Origin of the sequence: Pseudoflavonifractor sp. MSJ-37, assembly GCF_018917965.1 — a bacterium.
GTDB lineage: Bacteria > Bacillota > Clostridia > Oscillospirales > Oscillospiraceae > Pseudoflavonifractor_A.
Genome location: NZ_JAHLPP010000002.1, coordinates 20,831 through 39,484, shown reverse-complemented (window position 1 = coordinate 39,484; position 18,654 = coordinate 20,831). Strand labels below are relative to the sequence as shown.

The 18,654-nt window shown below is 62.0% G+C and carries 17 protein-coding genes; 8 read left to right on the top strand and 9 right to left on the bottom strand.

Features of this window, described 5'->3' with window-relative positions; all coding sequences use genetic code 11:
* Positions 1-49 precede the first annotated feature (49 nt).
* A complete protein-coding gene (locus tag KQI12_RS06040) occupies positions 50-2,401 on the bottom strand; it encodes a SpoIIE family protein phosphatase (RefSeq protein ID WP_216571611.1) in 2,352 nt (783 codons plus the stop codon).
* 261 nt (positions 2,402-2,662) lie between these two features.
* On the opposite strand from KQI12_RS06040, the gene dusB reads away from it, so the two are divergent.
* The 5 genes from dusB (at position 2,663) to KQI12_RS06015 (ending at position 7,369) form a co-directional block, all read left to right on the top strand.
* Positions 2,663-3,634, top strand: a complete 972-nt coding sequence (gene dusB, locus KQI12_RS06035; protein ID WP_371817979.1) for a tRNA dihydrouridine synthase DusB — start codon at positions 2,663-2,665, stop codon at positions 3,632-3,634.
* A 39-nt stretch (positions 3,635-3,673) separates the two neighbouring features.
* Positions 3,674-4,273, top strand: a complete 600-nt coding sequence (locus KQI12_RS06030; RefSeq protein ID WP_253290868.1) for an RNA polymerase sigma factor — start codon at positions 3,674-3,676, stop codon at positions 4,271-4,273.
* Between the two features lie 38 nt (positions 4,274-4,311).
* The gene (locus tag KQI12_RS06025) at positions 4,312-5,277 is read left to right on the top strand and encodes an anti-sigma factor (protein WP_216571606.1); all 966 of its coding nucleotides are present in this window, start codon (positions 4,312-4,314) and stop codon (positions 5,275-5,277) included.
* 417 nt (positions 5,278-5,694) lie between these two features.
* Positions 5,695-6,663 carry a methenyltetrahydromethanopterin cyclohydrolase gene (locus KQI12_RS06020; protein WP_216571603.1) on the top strand — a complete coding sequence of 323 codons (969 nt, stop codon included), beginning with the start codon at positions 5,695-5,697 and terminating at the stop codon, positions 6,661-6,663.
* A 4-nt stretch (positions 6,664-6,667) separates the two neighbouring features.
* The gene (locus tag KQI12_RS06015; protein WP_216571600.1) at positions 6,668-7,369 is read left to right on the top strand and encodes a hypothetical protein; all 702 of its coding nucleotides are present in this window, start codon (positions 6,668-6,670) and stop codon (positions 7,367-7,369) included.
* A 368-nt stretch (positions 7,370-7,737) separates the two neighbouring features.
* On the opposite strand, the gene KQI12_RS06010 is transcribed toward KQI12_RS06015, so the two are convergent.
* From KQI12_RS06010 to KQI12_RS06000, 3 genes are all read right to left on the bottom strand, one after another.
* The gene (locus tag KQI12_RS06010) at positions 7,738-10,566 is read right to left on the bottom strand and encodes a transporter substrate-binding domain-containing protein (RefSeq protein ID WP_216571597.1); all 2,829 of its coding nucleotides are present in this window, start codon (positions 10,564-10,566) and stop codon (positions 7,738-7,740) included.
* Between the two features lie 140 nt (positions 10,567-10,706).
* Entirely contained in the window at positions 10,707-12,059 is a 1,353-nt protein-coding gene (gene rlmD / locus KQI12_RS06005) for a 23S rRNA (uracil(1939)-C(5))-methyltransferase RlmD (protein WP_216571595.1), read from the bottom strand.
* Positions 12,047-12,871: a hypothetical protein gene (locus KQI12_RS06000; protein ID WP_216571592.1), complete on the bottom strand. Its 825-nt coding sequence runs from the start codon at positions 12,869-12,871 to the stop codon at positions 12,047-12,049. The genes rlmD and KQI12_RS06000 overlap by 13 nt, the downstream gene beginning before the upstream one ends.
* Positions 12,872-12,958: 87 nt before the next feature.
* Between KQI12_RS06000 and KQI12_RS05995 the strand changes: the two genes are divergently transcribed.
* Complete coding sequence (locus KQI12_RS05995) at positions 12,959-13,507, top strand: DUF2284 domain-containing protein (RefSeq protein WP_216571589.1); 549 nt, start codon at positions 12,959-12,961, stop codon at positions 13,505-13,507.
* A 15-nt stretch (positions 13,508-13,522) separates the two neighbouring features.
* Here KQI12_RS05995 and KQI12_RS05990 read toward each other — a convergent pair whose 3' ends face one another.
* The 3 genes from KQI12_RS05990 to yedF all read right to left on the bottom strand — a co-directional run bounded on the left by KQI12_RS05990 (position 13,523) and on the right by yedF (position 14,997).
* Positions 13,523-14,008 (bottom strand): SprT-like domain-containing protein, encoded by a 486-nt coding sequence (locus tag KQI12_RS05990; protein WP_216571586.1) that lies wholly within the window; start codon positions 14,006-14,008, stop codon positions 13,523-13,525.
* Positions 14,009-14,137: 129 nt separating this feature from the next.
* Entirely contained in the window at positions 14,138-14,398 is a 261-nt protein-coding gene (locus KQI12_RS05985) for a DUF3343 domain-containing protein (RefSeq protein WP_216571583.1), read from the bottom strand.
* Positions 14,398-14,997, bottom strand: coding sequence for a sulfurtransferase-like selenium metabolism protein YedF (yedF, locus tag KQI12_RS05980; protein WP_216571580.1), 600 nt, complete (start codon positions 14,995-14,997; stop codon positions 14,398-14,400). Before yedF ends, KQI12_RS05985 begins: the two co-directional genes overlap by 1 nt.
* Positions 14,998-15,433: 436 nt before the next feature.
* Between yedF and rny the strand changes: the two genes are divergently transcribed.
* Together rny and lepB are read left to right on the top strand one after the other, a co-directional pair.
* A complete protein-coding gene (gene rny / locus KQI12_RS05975) occupies positions 15,434-16,981 on the top strand; it encodes a ribonuclease Y (protein ID WP_216571577.1) in 1,548 nt (515 codons plus the stop codon).
* 64 nt (positions 16,982-17,045) lie between these two features.
* The gene (gene lepB, locus KQI12_RS05970; RefSeq protein ID WP_216571575.1) at positions 17,046-17,615 is read left to right on the top strand and encodes a signal peptidase I; all 570 of its coding nucleotides are present in this window, start codon (positions 17,046-17,048) and stop codon (positions 17,613-17,615) included.
* 199 nt (positions 17,616-17,814) lie between these two features.
* Here lepB and KQI12_RS05965 read toward each other — a convergent pair whose 3' ends face one another.
* Together KQI12_RS05965 and KQI12_RS05960 are read right to left on the bottom strand one after the other, a co-directional pair.
* Positions 17,815-18,192 carry a DUF2752 domain-containing protein gene (locus KQI12_RS05965; protein WP_216571572.1) on the bottom strand — a complete coding sequence of 126 codons (378 nt, stop codon included), beginning with the start codon at positions 18,190-18,192 and terminating at the stop codon, positions 17,815-17,817.
* 1 nt (position 18,193) lies between these two features.
* Entirely contained in the window at positions 18,194-18,535 is a 342-nt protein-coding gene (locus KQI12_RS05960) for a DUF4234 domain-containing protein (RefSeq protein ID WP_216571570.1), read from the bottom strand.
* Positions 18,536-18,654 lie beyond the last annotated feature (119 nt).

The following is an 18,654-nucleotide window of genomic DNA, read 5'->3' as shown; positions in this document are numbered from 1 at the left end:
GCAACTTTTCGCTGCGCGCGTTGTCCGTGTGTGTTGAGGGCCCGTCCCCCTACGGCTCCCGCCGGACCAGCCGCAGGAGGATCGCCGTCCGGTCGTCGGTGGCGCCCACCCGGCGCTCGCCCTCTTCGATCAGCAGGCGGGACAGCTCCCGGGGACTCTCGCCGCCGAAGGTCCGGAGCTTGTCCCTGAGCCACTGGTCTCCCTCGCCGCCGGTGACGCCGTCGGAGATCATCAGCACGCAGTCCCCCACGTCCAGCTGGAAGCGCTCCATGTCCGGAGCCGTCTCCTGGCCCGTCATCAGCCCCGCCGGGAGGGCCGACCCAGCGATCCGCTCCACCCGGTCCCCCTTCTTCACATAGGTGGGGGCGGCCCCGTACTTGTACACCGCCGCCGCCCCGGTGAACAGGTCCAGCCGCAGGAGGTCGATCGTGGTGAAGCCGCCCGTCTCCTCGCCCCGCAGGGCCAGGGCCCCGGACAGGGTGCGGAGGGCCTCCTCCGGCGGTACGCCTGCCCGGAGGAGGTCCTCCAGCAGATCTGCCGTCTCGCCGCTCTCCCGATGGGCCCCCGGACCGGAGCCCATGCCGTCGCAGAGGAGCACGAAGAGCGTCCCGTCCTCCCGCTTGAACCAGGCCCCCGTATCGCCGGAGACGGTCTCCCCATCCTTCTTCCGGGCGGCCACGCCCGCCGCGATCATATAGGGCTCCCGTTCGGCCAGCACCACCCGGTCCGGCCGGAGAGGCTCTTCCTCCACCAGGCGGAGAGGCGTACCCAGCAGACGGGACAGCGCTGCGGTCTGCTCTCCACGCCGGAGGGGCTGGAGGCCCACCCCCTGGATCTCCACCCGCATACGGCCCCGCTGGTCATAGTAGACAGCGGGGTCCCCCTCGATGCCAAGACCGGTGAGGTGCTGGCGGAGCCGCCGCTCCCGCATGGGGTCCGGGGCCAGCTCCGCGGACAGCTCCGCCGCCGCGGCGCCCAGGGCCGAAGCCAGGGCCCCGTACTGGCGGCAGACCTCTCCTCGGCTCTCCCGCAGGCGGCTCTGGTACTGGCGGCGGCAGAAGAGGGCGGCCAGCTCCTCGTTCACGGCCCCCAGGAACCGGGGGAACCGCTGGCACCGGTCGGCGAAGGGGCGGGGAAAGTCGTCCCCCTCGCCCCGCCCCCGCTCCAGCATGGCGGGCAGGGCGTCGTTGAGGGCATTGTAGGTGTCCACATACTCCCTCTGCCAGCAGATGATCTGCCGGGGACAGGTGCGGCAGATCCGGTCGGCGGCCCGGTCGAAGATCCCGGCGGCGTCGTTGTCGTTCCGGGGCGTCCGGTCGAGACAGCTCCGCAGGGACTCATGGATCGCCCGGAAGGACTGGGCCGTCCGCTCCAGCCGGGCCAGGGCGTAGTCCCGGGCCTTGTCCGCCGTATCCCGGCGGGGCTCCCGGACCAGCAGGGCGCGGACCGGCCGCAGGCTCCGCTCCGGCAGGAGCAGGAAGAGCACCGACGCGGCGAACACCTCGTACAGCAGGGAGAGCCGCGCCCCGGTCCCCCAGCTCCACAGGACCGCCACCCCGTCGGAGAGCACATAGGCCAGGGCGGCGGAGACCCGCCCCTGCCGGTGGAAGGTCCCCGCCATGACGCCGGACAGGGCATAGGCCATGGAGTAGAAGGGCGTGCCTCCGGCGGACAGGTCCATGCCGATGCCCATGGACACCCCCGCCGCCGCGCCGGGGCCGATCCCGCCCTCATAAGCGCACACCATCACCGCCAGGGCCGCCGCCAGCCGGCCCACGGACACCCCGTCCAGAAAGGTGATCCCCGCCAGCGTGAGCAGAGCCGTCCCCGCCAGGATCAGCAGGCTGACGGTCTGCCGAAGGGTCAGGTCTTCCCCCTGCCCCTTCCACGGGGCGAGGGCCAGATGGTAGAAATAGGCCGACGTTCCCGTGAGCAGGACCTCAGTGGCGAAAAAGATCAGGGCCTCTGCCGTCCACCCCCGGTCGGACAGATAGACCACCCCGGTGATGGCGTCCATCAGGGCGGCGGCCGCCGGCATGGTCCAGGCCCGCCGGAAGGCCGGGACGTCCCAGAAGGCGAAGGCCGCCGAGAAGATCAGGATGGACGCGGCGGCATACCGCAGGCCCTCCACGAAGCCCTGGAACATGAGATAGCCGAAGCAGGCGCCCACCAGGGCGCAGAACCCGTCGATCCCAGGGCCGGAGGCCCCCACCATGCCCATGCCGAAGGGGGCGTATCCCCCAAAGATCCCGGCCCCCGCCAGGATGGCCCCCAGCAGGAAGCGGATCGCGCACTCGGCGCTCCGCACCAGGGCCGGTGCCCGGAGCACCAGCCGTCCTGTCTCCCGCATCTCCTCGCCCATCCGGGCCGCCCGGCTCTTCAGGCCGTCCTTTGCCGCCATATCGGTCCCTCCCGTCTTTCGTGTGTCCTCCATCGTACCCTATTTTCTGGAAAAACCACGTCGGAAGCCGGGTCGCCGGCCGAGGACCGTTCCCATTTCCTCCCCATTCCATGCCATTTCCCGGCCGGTTCCCGGAAAATGTCCACTTTTCTTCCGGGACCTGTGGAAAAGAGGAAGGGATCCTCCCTTGCCCGCCCCGTCTGCCTATGGTATGATAGGGAGGCGAATCTGACTTTTCAAGAAAGAGAAAGAGGGATCTGTGTGAACATCGGCGGCGTCAACATCCCCACACGACTGGTCCTGGCCCCCATGGCCGGAGTCACCGATCTGGGCTTCCGCACGGTCTGCCGGGAGCTGAGCGGCTGTTATACCGTGACCGAGATGGTCAGCTCCAAGGCCCTGTGCTATCAGGACAAGAAGTCCATCCCCCTCCTGAAGCTGGGCGAGGGGGAGCATCCCGCCGCCGCCCAGATCTTCGGCAGCGACCCGGCCTGTATGGAGCAGGCCGCCGGCATCGCCGGCGAGGTGTCCGGCGCGGAGATCATCGACATCAATATGGGATGCCCGGTGCCGAAAGTAGCCCAGAGCGGCGACGGCTCCGGCCTCATGCGCACGCCGGAGCTGGCGGCCAGGGTGGTGGAGGCGGTGATCCGGGGGGCCGGCGGCCGGCCCGTCACCGTCAAGTTCCGGTTGGGCTGGGACAAGGGCTCCATCAACTGCGTGGAGTTCGCCCAGATCATGGAGCAGGCGGGGGCGGCGGCGGTGGCCGTCCACGGCCGCACCCGGAAACAGATGTACTCCGGAGAGGCCAACTGGGACTATATCCGCAGGGTGAAGGAGGCGGTCCACATCCCGGTGATCGCCAACGGCGACGTGTTCTCCCCACAGGCCGCCGTGCGGATCCTGCGCTATACCGGGGCGGACATGGCCATGGTGGGACGGGGCGTGTTCGGCGACCCGTGGCTCCTCCAGCAGTGCGCCGCCGCTCTGGCCGGGGAGGAGATCCCGGAGCGCCCGCCTCTGGCGGAACGGTGCGATGTGGCGGTGCGGCAGTTCCAGATCAACGCCGCCCACAAGGGGGAGAAGATCGCCTGCCTGGAGGCCCGGCGGCATTACGCCTGGTATCTGAAGGGCGTCCCCTATGCGGGATACTATAAAGAGCAGATCTCCAAGATCGCCACGCTGGAGGACATCTGCCGCATCACAGAAGGCATCAAGCGCGACCTGCGGTGATCGGCCCCTCGGGATGAGGATAGGAAGGATGGTGAGGGTATGTCTTTGGAAGAAGAGCGGGCGCTGATCCGCCGGGCCAAGGCTGGGGACGAGGCGGCCTTCGCCGCCCTGATGGAGCGGGAGCAGAGCCGGATCTACAACCTGATCCTCCGCCAGACCCGGGACCCGGAGGACGCCGCCGACCTGACCCAGGAGGCCTTCCTCAACGCTTGGCGGGGCCTGAAGGGCTTCCAGGAAGAGAGCTCCTTCGCCACCTGGCTCTACCGGCTGGCCTATAACCTGTGCATCGACCATGCCCGACGGAACAAGCGCCGGAGCGAGCGCCTGACCTCTGTGCCGCTGGAGGACGAGGAGGGACGGGCTCCGGCTATCCCGGACCAGCGCCCCGGCCCCCATGAGGAGGCGGAACGGCAGGAGCTCCGGGCGCTCCTGCGGGCAGGGCTCCGAGCCCTCTCCGAGGAGCACCGGCAGGTGTTGGTCCTGCGGGAGCTGGAGGGCTTCTCCTATGGAGAGATCGCCCGGATGCTGGGGCTGGAGGAGGGCACGGTGAAATCCCGGATCGCCCGGGCCCGTCTGGCCCTGCGAAAATATCTGCTGGGCACCGGGAACTTTTCGCCTCCCGCTTCGTCTACCCAATAGGAAAACGACCGAGCACCAAGCAGAAAGGAGGGACCGTGATGATATCCTGCGACGAGGCGCTGGACCTGCTCAGCGCCGCTCTGGACGGTCCCCTCACCGAAGATGAGCAGCATATGCTGGAGGAGCATCTGACCGTCTGCGCCCCCTGCCGGGCCCTGCAGGCCGATCTCCAGACCATCCACACCGCTCTGCCCGGCTTGAACGAGCCGGTCCCGGCGGGCCTCACCGACCGGGTCCTGGAACAGATCCACGCCGACGAGGTGGTCCCTTTGGACGATAGCCGAAGAAAGACCGGGGCACGTCGCTGGCGGCGGTGGGCCGTGTCCGCCGCTCTTTTCGGGGTGGTCCTGCTGGGGGCGGGACGGGCAGCCCTCTCTCCGTCCATGTCCCCCGTTGCCGACCACACGGCGGTGGCCTCCGGCACCGGGGCCCTCCCGTCAGAGGGGGTGGATACGGAGACCGTCCAGCCCTATGCCGCCGACAGCGTCCCGGCGTCCGCGTCCATCGCGGAGGGGGACGCCTCCTCCGGCGCCTCCGAGGAGGGCGTGACCGGCCGGGCTGCTGGAGCGGAGGAGGGAGAGGGCGGAAGGACTGCCTCCAAGCAGTCCGCGTCCCCCGCCTCAGATGGGGCAGAACAGCCCGTCTCCCATGCCGCCGTTCCGCCGTCCGACGCGCCGATCATGATGCAGGCCGCCCCGCCGATCCGGGATAGAGGCAGCGCGGCGACAGACGTTTCACCCTTCACCGCGGAAGGGACCTTCGATCCGCGGGCATCCGCCGCTGGCGACCGTCTGCTGGCCTATCTGGGCCGGGACGATCGGACATGGGGGAGCGACGCGTCTCTTTCACTGGATGACATGGGAGTCGTTTTGACCTGTGAGCTTTTGGATGACCGCTGTTGCGTCTTCCACGGGTCCTGGTCCGACGGACGGGAATATCGGTATTCCGTCCCACTGGACGGCGGCGACATCGTAGAGTCTCAGATGGCTGTCCCGGAAAATTAGAGGATCGCCCGGTGCGTCGGCAAAGGCCGATGGCCGCTTCTCAGAAATGCCAGTTCGTTCTTCACAAAGAACGAACTGGCATTTCTTCGATGGGATGCAGGCCGCCGTGCGCACTCGCTTTGCTCGCACACTAACGGCATGAGAAGCGTTTTTTCTGAGGCACATGTCCTCAGAAAAACATCTTTTATTTGATTCCGTCCCCTGCGGGTGACGGAACTCTGCGAGGCTCCTGCATCGCTTGACGGGAGGAATGACTTTTTTGACAGTCTGAAGCGCTCCCCGGCAGCTGCCGGGGAGCGCTTATTGTATTTGCGCACAATTTTAGGCCGGTATTTTTGCTGGATCGTGTTGATTTTGACTTATATTTGTGGTACTATCATATGTAGTACGATCGTATCTGCATAAGGAGGGCGGCGCATGACATTCTCTTTGAACCAACGGGCGGTCAAGATCGTGGAACAGGAGATCCTTCCCGACCAGGACCGGCTCCAGATCAAAGCACACCAGCTCTCCAACGGCGCCGTGGTCATCGATATGGGGGTCCGGGAGAAGGCTGGATGGCGGGCAGGAAAGCTCTTCACAGAGAGCTGTCTGGGCGGGCTGGGGCGGCTGGACTTCACGGTCATGCAGATCGGCCCGCATCTGGTCCCGGCGGCCTCTGTCACGCTGGACCGGCCCGCGGTCGCGGAGCTCTCCGCCCACGACGCCATCTATGTTTTGGAGATCCACGGTGTGCGCACGACCTTCTCCGGCCCGTTCCGGTCCATCGGCGGGATGGACGCCTATGCCCGTTCCACCTCCTATCGGGATCCCTGCGGAGACCGTGCCGTGGCGCATCTCCAGACCACACAGCTCCCGGACGAGGAGACGACAGATCGGCTGGCCCGGGCGATCGGCATCCCGCCCTCCGGACTCTACCTTCTGGCGGCCCGGACGGGAACGATCGCGGGGGCGGTCCAGGTCTGTGCCCGGAACGTGGAGCAGACCTTCCCCACGCTGGTGGACCGGGGCTTCGATCCGGACTGCGTCGTGCAGGCGGCCGGTACCGCGCCTATTTTCGGCATCGCGGACGATGAAAATGAGTCCTATGGCCGGGTGAACGACTGTCTGATCTATGGTCAGGAGACCCATCTCTGGGTCGATTGTCCGGATGAAGATATCGAACGGGTCCTGCCTGGCCTGACCTTTGACAAAAACAAGGACATCTATGGGCTGTCCTTCGGTGAACTCTTTGCCAGGAGCGGCTGCAACTGGTCCAAGGTCCCCCGGGACTGGGACGCTCCCTGCAAGATCTGCTTCCACTCTCTGCGTACTGGACGGGACTTTACCTCCGGCCGATCGGACCACGGTGCGCTCCTCCAAAGCTTTTTGGGAAAGGGTTGGTGATGATATGACCGCATTCGACTGGGCCGGACAGGCATTCCGGACGATCTATGAGGACTGCCCCGCCAACAACTGTCAGACCGATGGCCCAGACCGGGTCGATGCCGGTCTCCATGCCCCCGGCGGCTGGAGCTCTGCCCGCCTTTTGCTGGAAGGGCTTCATGGAGGCAAAGCGACGGCGGCGGTGACGTGGCTCCCGAACGGAGCGGATCAGATCCCCACAGTCCAGGTCCTCTGTGATGACCCGGTCTTGGCCGCTGAGAGCTTCCTCCGAAAGGATGGCACGATCGGTCTGCGGGACGGAGAGGGCCGTTGGCATCTGGCCTATCAGGAGGGGGAGCCTGCCACGGTCGACGGACCCCTGGTCTATGCGGGCCCCGCCAGTCTATGTGCCGCGGTCATTGCCGCCGGCGCGCTCGCCGGACGAGCCGCCCGATACCTGCTGGAGGCGGGACTGCCTCCGGAGGATCTGCTCTGGTCCTGGTCCTCCGCGCCGGTCGTGTTACCGGCATTCGATCCTGCCGCCTGTGCGCAGTACCGGCAGGAGGCGCTGTCCAAAAGCGGTGTGTGCGGTCTCTGGATCCGCCATACGCGGCCAGATCTGGAGGCCCTCGCCCAGGCGCATACGGCCTTCCAGCTCCGGCTCCACTGCATGGAGGACGGCAAGACCAGTCTGGGCCGCGGACGGTCCCACAGCCGCTCTGTGTAGGCTTGTCGAACATATTGGATAGTGGACTCAGCAGGAGACAGCTGGCGGAGAGGCTGCATAGGTGAGTTGTTGGTGCGGAGGCCATCCCCGTGAGAGGGGCCTCCGCACCAACAGCGTGAAGGACTCCACGGAGCGCTCCGCCAGCCTCAGGAAGCCCGATCACCTCAGCGGTGAGGACTGATCGAAACGATGCCGCCCGCCCCGCTCCATTCCGAAGCGGGGCGGGCGGTCTTGCGTCTGCTTTGGCCGTGATCACAGCTCATCCGTAAAAAATCGCCGTCGATTTTCTTCACTTCATAGCACTCTCACATTGTCAAACTTTAGTCCTCATGTCAATTGTATTCCACTAATTCATGAACCTCTGCTGATCAATTATATACATACCTTAAAATCGTTTTTATAACTTCATCGATCACGATCGGCTTTGACAAATGTGCGTTCATTCCTGCATCCAGCGATGCCTGAGCATCTTCTGCAAATGAATTAGCTGTCATTGCTATAATAGGAATGCTTTTTCCATCCGGTCTGTCATTCATTGTCCTGATTGCTTTTGTCGCTTCATAACCATTCATTTCAGGCATCATGATATCCATCAGGATCACATCAAATGTGCCTTCCGGATGATTTCTGAAGATCTCAACAGCATTCTTTCCATCCACAACTCTTTCTACATTCATCCCGAACTCTTCCAATTGCACGGCAGCGATCTCTGCATTCAGTTCATTATCCTCTGCAAGAAGGACATTCACACCTGTAAGATTTACCTTTTCAGAAATACCTGTGTCTGACTTATTACATTCCTTATCTGTAATTTCCAAAGGAATATCCACAGTAAATGTGGTTCCCTCATGTTTTTTACTCTGCACGGAAATGGTTCCACCCATCATATCTACATACTTCTTTACGATAGCCATCCCCAGTCCAACTCCATGGTACTGCGTTCTCACATTGGAATCTTCCTGTGCAAATTCCTCAAAAACTTCTTTTGTAAATTCCTCACTCATGCCAATACCAGTATCCGAAATGCGGTAACGCATATTTATATATCCATCCCCGCCCTTTTCCTGACACTGGGCTTCAAATGTGATCGTCCCTCCATCCGGAGTGAATTTCACGGCATTGCTCAAAATATTGACCAGCACATCACGCAGGCGTGCAGGATCCGCAAGTACATTTGGGATCTTTGCTTCTTCACGCTGGATCTTAAAGTTGATATCCCTGTTCGTAAGAAAGCCTTTTGTAATATCCAATGCAGAATCTGTGATCTTTTTCACATCCGCCGGTACCGGATCGTATTTCACTTTTCCACTTTCGATGTGGGTCAGATCTAATACATCATTGATCAGCGACAGTAAATGCTCTGAGCTTTCGTCGATCTTTTCCAGACAATTTTTCACTTCGTCTGACGGATCGTTTTTCATTGCAATACCGGTAAATCCTATGATTGCATTCATCGGTGTCCTCATATCATGGGACATATGTGACAGAAATGCTGTTTTTGCCTTGTTTGCAGCCTGTGCATGCTCTGCCAGTTCCGCCATTTCCTCAGCTTTCTCCTGGGCCGCCTTCTGCGCTTTTTTTCTTGCACTGAGACGCACCATTATCACAGCCATAGTAGTCAGCAGGCATCCAAAAATAAGAAGAACCGAAACAGTAACAACAGGATGCAGACGGATCCAGTCAACAAATGTCAGCTCTGTTGCTTTGTGTGTAGTATACTGTGCTGCAAGATCTTCAATAAGATATTGTGGCATGGCATACATTGCTTTCGTCAGAATACCAGCCAGCGCATGGTTCTCAGTTGATGAAATCACCATGCGGTAGGTGAATGTAGGCTGCTCCAGCAGAGTATATGTCATGGTGCCCGTAGTGTCACTGTTCACAAACGCCTGTGCCATGTAATAGTAGACGAAGGCAGCATCTGCTTTACCCTTACGGACAGCTTCCATCATTTCCTGTCGGGTACTGCACATCAGTTTTTCTGCACCGGGTGCCATTACATCTTCAATTGACTTTGATGCTGTCTGGTCAACAGTAGTAACAACATTGATTTTTCCATCAAAGTCACGCCGTGTCACCCTTGCCATCTGCATCGTAATGAAAGGTGCGGTAATCCCCCATTTTTTCGTCTCAGCATAGTTATCTGTTTCCAGGCGTGCATCGATGCTCATATCTGTGGTTTCCGTATTTTTCTGATAAGCAATATACTCATCTCTGGTAGCAGGTGTAAGAAACTCATAGGAAATCCCGGCATAGTCTGCAATTTTCCGGAAGTAATCCGGGATAATCCCCTTCATCTCACCATTTTCATTATAAGAATATGGATAACGGGTCGGATCACACAGAACATGAAGCGGGTTGTCCTTGGAATACTGTGAAATAATACTTTTTTCTTTCTCCGTATATTCCAGATTCTTAGTTTCGATGCTTTCATAATTTTTATTATAAAGTGTCGTTTTCCAGTCACCCTCAACTGCATTCATCTGGTCGATCGCATAATTGATCTCATTCAGCAATTCTGTATTACCTTTTTTAACAATGACATAGAAATCGCTGCTGCCAAATTTATCCACGATTCGCTCATTGTTTGTTTTTCTCAGAGAACTGGTAACAATCGCATCAACTTTTTCGCTCTGAAGGGCTTCCTCCATTTCTGCGGTCGTATCAAAATAAGATGGAACATATGTAAATCCTTTGTTGTCTGCAAAATCCGCAAACTCTTCATTCCGGGTGTTTCCGTTCAAAAGCGCCACACGCATACCGTTGTAAGTGCTGTAATTGCCATCCACGATCGTGCTGTTGTCACTGAGGACGGTCAGCATCCCATAATTGGTTCCGATGGGACGTGAAAAATCAAACTTTTCTTCTCTGTCCGGTGTTTTGCGGGCAGATGTTACCATGTCGATCTCGCCATCTTCAAGCATCTGCTGCATATCATCCCAGCTCTGATCGTATCCGACATATTCGTAATCTACATCCCAATAACGGGCCATCAGCCGAAGAAGATCATAGCCATACCCACTGCGGTTGCCTTCTTCATCCATCACATGATAACCATCCATGGAAAAGAAACCGACTTTGACAGTTTCATGCTGTGAACTGTCCTCGGCTGCATATGCAGTCTGGGGAGAAAATATCATACACACGCATACAAAAAGCAGTAACACTGCCACGTATTTCTTTGCTTTCGAAATCATATTAAATCTCCGGTCTATTATTAGTCTTTCAGCTGCGATAGCGTACAGTTATGCGAACTATGATCTACCGAGCTTTTTCAGAGGTTAGGATTTACATCTAAACTTCCGAAAAAGCCCGGAAATACGCCGCTTTCTGGCACTTATTTATCTTTTCTTGACATCAAGACTACCGTCTCCACATGCGCTGTCCTTGGGAACATATCCACGGCCACGGCGGTCTGTGCCTGATAGCCCGTTTGGGCGAAGCGGGCCAGATCGCGGGCCAGCGTGGCCGGGTCACAGGAGACATAGACCACCCGGCGGGGGGCCATCTGGGCCACGGTGTCCACCACATCTTCACTGAGTCCCTTCCGGGGCGGATCCACGCACACCACATCGGGGCGCAGGCCCTCTGCGGCCAGCTGGCGGGCGGCTTCTCCCGCGTCGCCGCAGAGGAAGCGGGCGTTGGCGATCCCGTTCCGGGCGGCGTTGCGCTTGGCGTCCTCGATGGCCTCGGGGACCACCTCCGCGCCGATCACCTGCCCGGCCTGCTTCGCCATGGTCAGGCCGATCGTGCCGATGCCGCAGTACAGGTCCAGCACCGTCTCCCCGCCAGTGAGGCAGGCGAACTCCGCCGCCTTGCCGTAGAGCACCTCGGTCTGGGCCGGGTTCACCTGATAGAAGGACGGCACCGACAGCCGGAAGGTCAGGCCGCAGAGCACGTCGTCCAGATAGTCCCTGCCCCAGAGGGTGCGGTAGCGGTCCCCCAGGATCACGTTGCTCTTCTTCTCGTTGCTCCCAAGCACCACACCGGTGAGCCCAGGCTCCGCCTCCCGGAGCATCCGGACCAGCTCGTCCTCATGGGGGACGCCCGTCCCGTTCACCAGCAGGCAGAAGAGGGAGTCCCCGGCCCGGCTGGTGCGGACATAGACGTGCCGGACCAGTCCGTCCCCGAAACGCTCCCGGTAGGCGGGGATCCGATACCGCTCCATCCACGCCTTGGCGGCGGCCCGGAGCCGCATGGCGGGCTCCCGCTGGAGGAGGCAGTCGGCCACATCGGTGACGGCGTGGGTCCGGGCCTGGTAGAATCCGATCTTCGGTCCGGGACAGACGGGGAACTGGGCCTTGTTCCGGTAGCGGTCGGGCGCCTGAGCGCCATAGATCTCCGACACAGGCAGATCCAGCCCGCCGATCCGGCGGAGGGCGTCCTCCACCCGCTGGCGCTTGGCGGAGAGCTCTTCTTCATAGGTCATGTGCCGGAAGCGGCAGCCGCCGCACTGAGCAAAATAGGGGCAGTCCGGCGTCTGCCGGGCGGGAGAGGACTCCAGCACCTCCACCACATGGCCCCAGACGGCGGAGCGGCCCACCTTGTCCAGATAGACCCGGCAGGTCTCACCACGGATGCCGCCAGTAACGAAGACCGCCGCCCCGTCCAGACGGGCTACGCCGGCTCCGTCACTGGAGTAGGCATCCACCGTCAAGGTCTGTGTGGTATGTTCCATCATCCGATCCATTCGACAAGATACTCCTTCAAGGCAGAATAGGGGACCAGCGCCTCCGTGGGGCAGTGGTCCGGGCCGAAGGACCCGGACTGGATCCAGAACACGAAGCCCTCGTCCGTGAGATAAAAGTCCTCCGGCTGGAAAGCGGCCTGGAGCTGAGCGCGGTCCAGACCGCTGGCCACCAGCTGGGACGCCGTATCCGAGGCCATGAAGGCCTTCCCGGCGGCCTCCGAGGCGGCGATGCCGTCTGTGACCAGCTGAGAGAAACCGATCTTGGTACCGGTGGTCAGGTCGAACTGCTCCGAGGTGCGGAGCACTGTGGGATAGGCCCAGCCCTCCGCGTTGGCATAGAACTGCCGGGCGAAGGAGATCACGTGCTCGTTCTGGAAGGTGCAGGTATAGGTCAGCTCCTCCATGGTGGGAGAGAAGGGGATCCCGCTGGTGTCCGACAGGTCGTAGTCGGCCCGGGCGTCCTGGGCCGTAGTGGCGGAAGCGGTGAGCATATCCGCCCCCATCGTCCCATACCAGTCTGCGATCGTGGTGAGGGCCAGAGCGTCTGCCTTGTTGGAGAAGTCTGGGAACTGGTAGTCCACGGACAATACGACCGTGTCATCCTCATCCGAGGCAGTGTAGGTCTCCTGATAGGTCTGGGTGGTCAGCTCCGGGGCCACATATCCCTCTTTCAGAACGGGAGAGGGGGATGGCGTAGGCTCCGGCGGGAGCGTGGGGGAGGGAGAGCTGCTGGGGGTCACGGCGGGACCGCCGCAGGCGGTGAGCAGGGCCGTCAGCAGGAGGGCCGGCGGCAGGAGGCGGGACATATGCATGGAAGGCTCCTTTCGGTGAGGACGCGTCCCAGGGGGATCGCGCGGCGGGGCAGGATGTGGTAGAATGATGATCGGGACGTTCAAAGGATGATCGAGGGAGTGGATGATATGGACTGGATGGAGAAAGCCGCGGAGCTGGGCTTCGAGCACGCGGGGCCGTTGGGAGAGGGAGCGCTGGAGTGCCTGCCCGAGGTGCGGGAGATGTGCGCGGCGGACCGGTGCCGCGCCTACGGGCGGCGCTGGACCTGTCCGCCGGGGTGCGGCAGTCTGGAGGACTGTGCGGCCCGGCTGGAGGAGTACGGCCAGGGCGTCCTGGTCCAGAGCACCGGGCTCCTGGAGGACGATTTCGACGCGGAGACCATGATGGAGACCGAGCGGATCCACAAGGAGCGCTTCGAGGCACTGGCGGCGCTGGCCCGGCGGGAGGCCCCCGGTTGTCTGCCTCTGGGGGCGGGCACCTGCCAGATCTGCCCGGAGTGTACCTATCCGGCCGCACCCTGCTGCTTCCCGGAGCGGGCAGTGGTGTCCATGGAGGCCTATGGACTGCTGGTCTCCCGGGTATGTGAGCGGTCCGGGCTGGGGTATTACTACGGCCCCCGGACGATCACCTATACGAGCTGTATCCTGCTCAAATAAAAGAACGATCCGTCATCACGACTTGCGCTCCAGACGGCCGCCGCACCGGCAGCGGTAGCGCTCCGGATGCTGGACCAGACTGGAGGCCCGCATCCGGGCGAACTCCCGGCCGCAGGACCGGCAGACCAGCACATAGCGGACGGGCTTCTCCCAGTCCGGGAGGCCCAGCGCCGCCGGATCGGAGGTCCGGGAGATGGCGTAGCCATAGGCGGCGTTCATCCGGGCGGCATAGCTCTGCCAGCGCTTCCCATGGTCCAGACAGCCGGGACAGGTGTGCAGGGCCTCATGGGCCAGAGTCTGGAGGCAGGCCGCCTCCGGTCCATCTGACAGACGGACCGAGAGATGGATCTGATAGCGCCCGTTTTTCAGGATACAGCAGCCCAGACGGCAGACGGCCCTGCGGTCGACGGCCACGTGGGGATCGATCTGGGAGGAGATGGGAAGGTCCAGGGCGCGGGCCTGGGTCAGGACGGCTTGCAGGAGACGGTCGAGATCGTTCAAGGAAGCTCCCCTCTTTCTCCGGATATCATACCACAGGGGACCGGGACAGGTAAACCGGTCTGACGAAAAAGAGCGCGCGGCCAACGGGGATCGTCCCCGGATGGCCGCGCGCATCTGGTCTGTCATCTGTCACTGGATGGGCTCTGCCGTCAGACCGGGACCCTGCCCGGTGACGGCGTAGAGGGTGAACTCTCCCGGCCGGAGCTCCGATCCGCTCAGGAGGGCGGCGGCCTCCTCCGCACTCTCCGGCGGGAGGCGCAGAGCGATGCCGCAGCTGGCGGAGATCTCCCGCAGGACGGGCATGGTCTGGAAGGCCACATGGCCCTTCAATACCCGCTGGGCCTGGATGGCTCCGCTGGAAGAGGAGAAGGCGATCAGGCAGTAGTCCATCACACCGTGATGACCTTGGAGGCCTTCTGCATCTTGGTGAGGATGTCATACATATTGCTGGCGGTGCCGGCGCCCAGCTGATCGGCGATGCCGTAGTAGTTCAGGCAGGTGCCGCAGACCAGCACCTCCACGCCCTTGCCGATCAGGGTCTTCAGGTGCTCGATCACCTGCTCGTCCCCGGCGGGGAGCTTGACGCCGCCGTTCATGAAGAGGATGGAGGCGGGCAGATCGTCGGACTGGGCCAGAGTGTAGAAGAACATCCGGATCAGGTTGGTGCCCAGCTCGTGGTCACCGGAGCCGACGATGTCCCGGGAGACGAAAATGGCATAGCCCTCGCCGGGGGCGGCCTGGACCGGGGCGGCGGACGCCTGAGGTGCGGGCGCGGCGCCGGTCTTGGTGAAGGCCAGAGAGAACACTCCATCGGCCTCGGAGACGGCGGCGTCATAGCCCTGATTGCTGGCCAGACGCTGGAGATTGCCCACGGCGGTGCGGTTGTCCACCAGCACGGTGAAGGACTCCTCGCCGGCGGTGATGGCCTCCTTGGCCATCATGACGGGCATGGGACAGGCTTTGCCTTTGGCGTCGATGATACGGGACATAGGAAAGACCTCCTTAGATATCGAATGATCCTGACCCCATTATAGGAGGGCGCCGGGGGCCTGTCAACCGGGCCGCGGCGGCGGGCCGGAGCACGAGCGCGGTCCGCCGTCCGGAGGGTGGGACAAAAGTTGCGGAGGAAAGAGAAAAGAGGAGACTGGCGGGACTTTATCCGGATATGTGATAAAGGACGCACGGATATATCGGATCTGAAACGAAGAGGCATTGCCCACCGGACCGGTCTGCCGGAGGCAAAATTTCTTGACAGAGCGGGCGCTTGGCTCTAAAATAGATTTGGTGTAATATTTTAAGAGACCGATGGGGAAGTTTCTTGAATTTTGTGCAGACCGGACAGACCCGGCCCCGGACTGCCGCACATCATAACAGCGAGTTCGACAAAAAGAAGAAAAAAGTAGAAAACGGAGGTGTGATCGAGCTTTGACGCAGATCATCATCACAGCCCTGGTCGCGATCGTGATCACGGCTGTTATCGCGTTCCCCGCCGGCGTCCAGTGGCGCAGGAAAGTGGCGGAGAAGGAGATCTCCAGTGCCGAGGATGAGGCGAAGCGCATCATGAACGAGGCCATCAAGAGCGCCGAGTCCAAAAAGCGCGAGGCCCTGGTCGAGGCCAAGGAGGAGATCCTGAAGGCACGCAACGACTTCGAGCGGGAGCAGAAGGAACAGCGGGCCGACCTGCAGAAGCAGGAGCGCCGGTTCCAGCAGAAGGAAGAGAACCTGGACCGGAAGATCGAGAACATGGAGAAGAAGGAAGAGACCCTCCAGAACAAGATCTCCGAGCTGGACAAGGCCCGGAACGAGGTGGAGACGGTCAAGAAGGCTCAGGTGGAGGTGCTGGAGCGGATCTCCGGCCTCACCGCTGAAGAGGCCAAGGCCTACCTGCTCCATCAGATCGAGGACGATGTGACTCATGAGGCGGCCATGAAGGTCAAGGAGATCGAGAGCCGCTGCAAGGAAGAGGCCGATACCAAGGCCAAGGAGATCCTGTCCCTGGCCATCCAGCGGTGCGCCGCCGACCATGTGGCGGAAGCCACCGTCTCTGTGGTCCCCCTGCCCAATGATGAGATGAAGGGACGCATCATCGGCCGTGAGGGCCGCAACATCCGCACGCTGGAGACCCTTACCGGCGTGGACCTGATCATCGACGACACCCCGGAGGCGATCACCGTCTCCTGTTTCGACCCGGTCCGCCGGGAGATCGCCCGCATCGCTCTGGAGAAGCTGATCCAGGACGGCCGCATCCATCCCACCCGCATCGAGGAGATGGTGGAGAAGGCCAAGCGGGAGGTGGACGCCACCATCAAGAGCGAGGGCGAACGCGCCGTGTTCGAGACCAACGTCCACGGTCTGCACCCCGAGCTCATCAAGCTGCTGGGCCGCATGAAATACCGCACCAGCTACGGCCAGAACGTGCTCAGCCACTCCATCGAGGTCTCCCATCTGGCGGGCCTTCTGGCCGCCGAGATCGGCGCCAACGTGGCCGAGGCCAAGCGGGCCGGTCTGCTCCACGACCTGGGCAAGTCCATCGACCATGAGGTGGAGGGCTCCCATGTGCAGATCGGTGTGGAGCTGGCCCGGAAGTACCGGGAGAACGACAATATCATCCACGCCATCGAGGCCCACCACAACGATGTGGAGCCCAAGACCATCGTGGCCTGCCTGGTCCAGGCGGCCGACGCGATCTCCGCTGCCCGCCCCGGGGCCCGGCGCGAGAACCTGGAGAACTACATCAAGCGCCTGGAGAAGCTGGAGGAGGTCACCTCTTCCTTCCCCGGTGTGGAGAAGTCCTTTGCCATCCAGGCGGGCCGCGAGGTCCGCATCATGGTCAAGCCGGAGCAGGTCTCCGAGGACCAGATGGTCCTGCTGGCCCGGGACATCGCCAAGAAGATCGAGGACGAGCTGGAATACCCCGGTCAGATCAAGGTCAATATGATCCGGGAGACCAAGGTCGTCGAATACGCGAAGTGACCAACTGCGGAGGCCCCGGCGGTGACGCCGGGGCCTCTGTTCCAACGAAGGGAGGAACGAGCCGATGGAAGAGCGGCAGGAGACGAAGCAGGACCAGAGCCTGGGGAGGGAGCTGTATGGCTGGCTCCAGGCCATCGCGCCGGTCATCGTGGGCATCGTGCTGGTGTTCACCTTCCTGGGCCGCCTGACCCCGGTGGACGGCTCCTCCATGGAGCCCACCCTCTGGAACGGGGACATGATGGTGGTCCGGAGCCTGGGCTACACGCCCAGACAGGGGGACGTGGTGGTGCTCACCAAGGAGTTCGAGAACATCACCGGCCCGATCGTGAAGCGGGTCATCGCCGTGGGCGGCCAGACCGTGCAGATCGACTATGAGGAAGGAACTGTCACCGTGGACGGGCAGGAGCTCCCCCAGGACTATATCCTGGAGCCCATGGAACAGCAGATGTGGCAGACCATCGACACGATCACCGTGCCCGAGGGCGAGATCTTCGTCATGGGCGACAACCGGAACGTGTCCAATGACAGCCGCAACCCGGATCTGGGCACCGTGGACGTGCGCTATGTGCTGGGCAAGGCCGAGCTGGTGATCTTCCCCTTCACCGACATGGGCCTCATCCCCAGCGAGGGCTGAGCGATGCTGGACGGCCGGACGATCCGGCGAGACGCAGAAGCCGTATCTGGACGACCGGGCCGGGCTATGGACCGCCCCGTCGCCGTGGTCCGTGGTACCATGGACCAGTTCTTTTTGAGATCGCTCTGAACGAAGAAAAAGGCATCGACCCCAGCCGGGGCCGATGCCTTTTTGCATACAGATATCTGATGCCTGCCGTTCAGAAGCCGGCGAGGTTCCGTATCACGCCATAGAGGACCAGCCAGGCCACGGCACACCAGATGCCGGCCCGCTCCACGGGGCCGGGGAGCCGCTGTCCGGTGCGGACGTACCGGACGGCCAGATCCAGCAGGAGAAGGCCGAGAAAAGGAGAGAGCAGGAGCAGGCCCGGCGAGGCTGCCCAGGCGGCGGCCAGGTCTCCCCTCAGGAGGGCCAGACACATCCGGGTGACGCCGCACCCGGGACAGCGCAGACCGGTGATCCGCCGGAACAGGCAGGGCACCGCCCGTCCGGTCTCGATACAGAAGGCCGCATAGACCAGGCCGCCCCCCAGCAGGAGGGCGGCCCGGAGGATCAGGCGGCGGAGACGGACCGCCATATCACGCGATCTCGTACTTGTTCAGCTCGTTCTGGATCAGAGCCAGCGTGACGATGGACAGGCCGAAGATGTTCAGCAGGAGGAACAGGATGGGCAGGGAGCCGCTGGGCTCGCCGTGCTGGGCCCGGGCGTCCTCCATGGCCTCGCCCATCTTGTAGGCCCAGTAGAAGCCGTAGATGCCGCAGGTGATCAGACTGAACAGGAAGGCCATGCCTCCAGTGGTCTGGAACCGGTCGGAGACCACCCGGGCCTCCTCCGTGACGCAGATGAACCAGTAGATGCCGTAGATGCCGCAGGTGATGATGGAGAACACGATGCAGAGAGGGATGCTGCGCTGTTTCATAGAGATCAGCTCCTTTGACAGAATAGATTCGGTATCCCTATTATAACGTGTGGAGGAGCATTCCACAAGAGGACTTCCGGCGAAGCGGGGCGGGTCTGGTGGCGATTTGCCGGAACTTG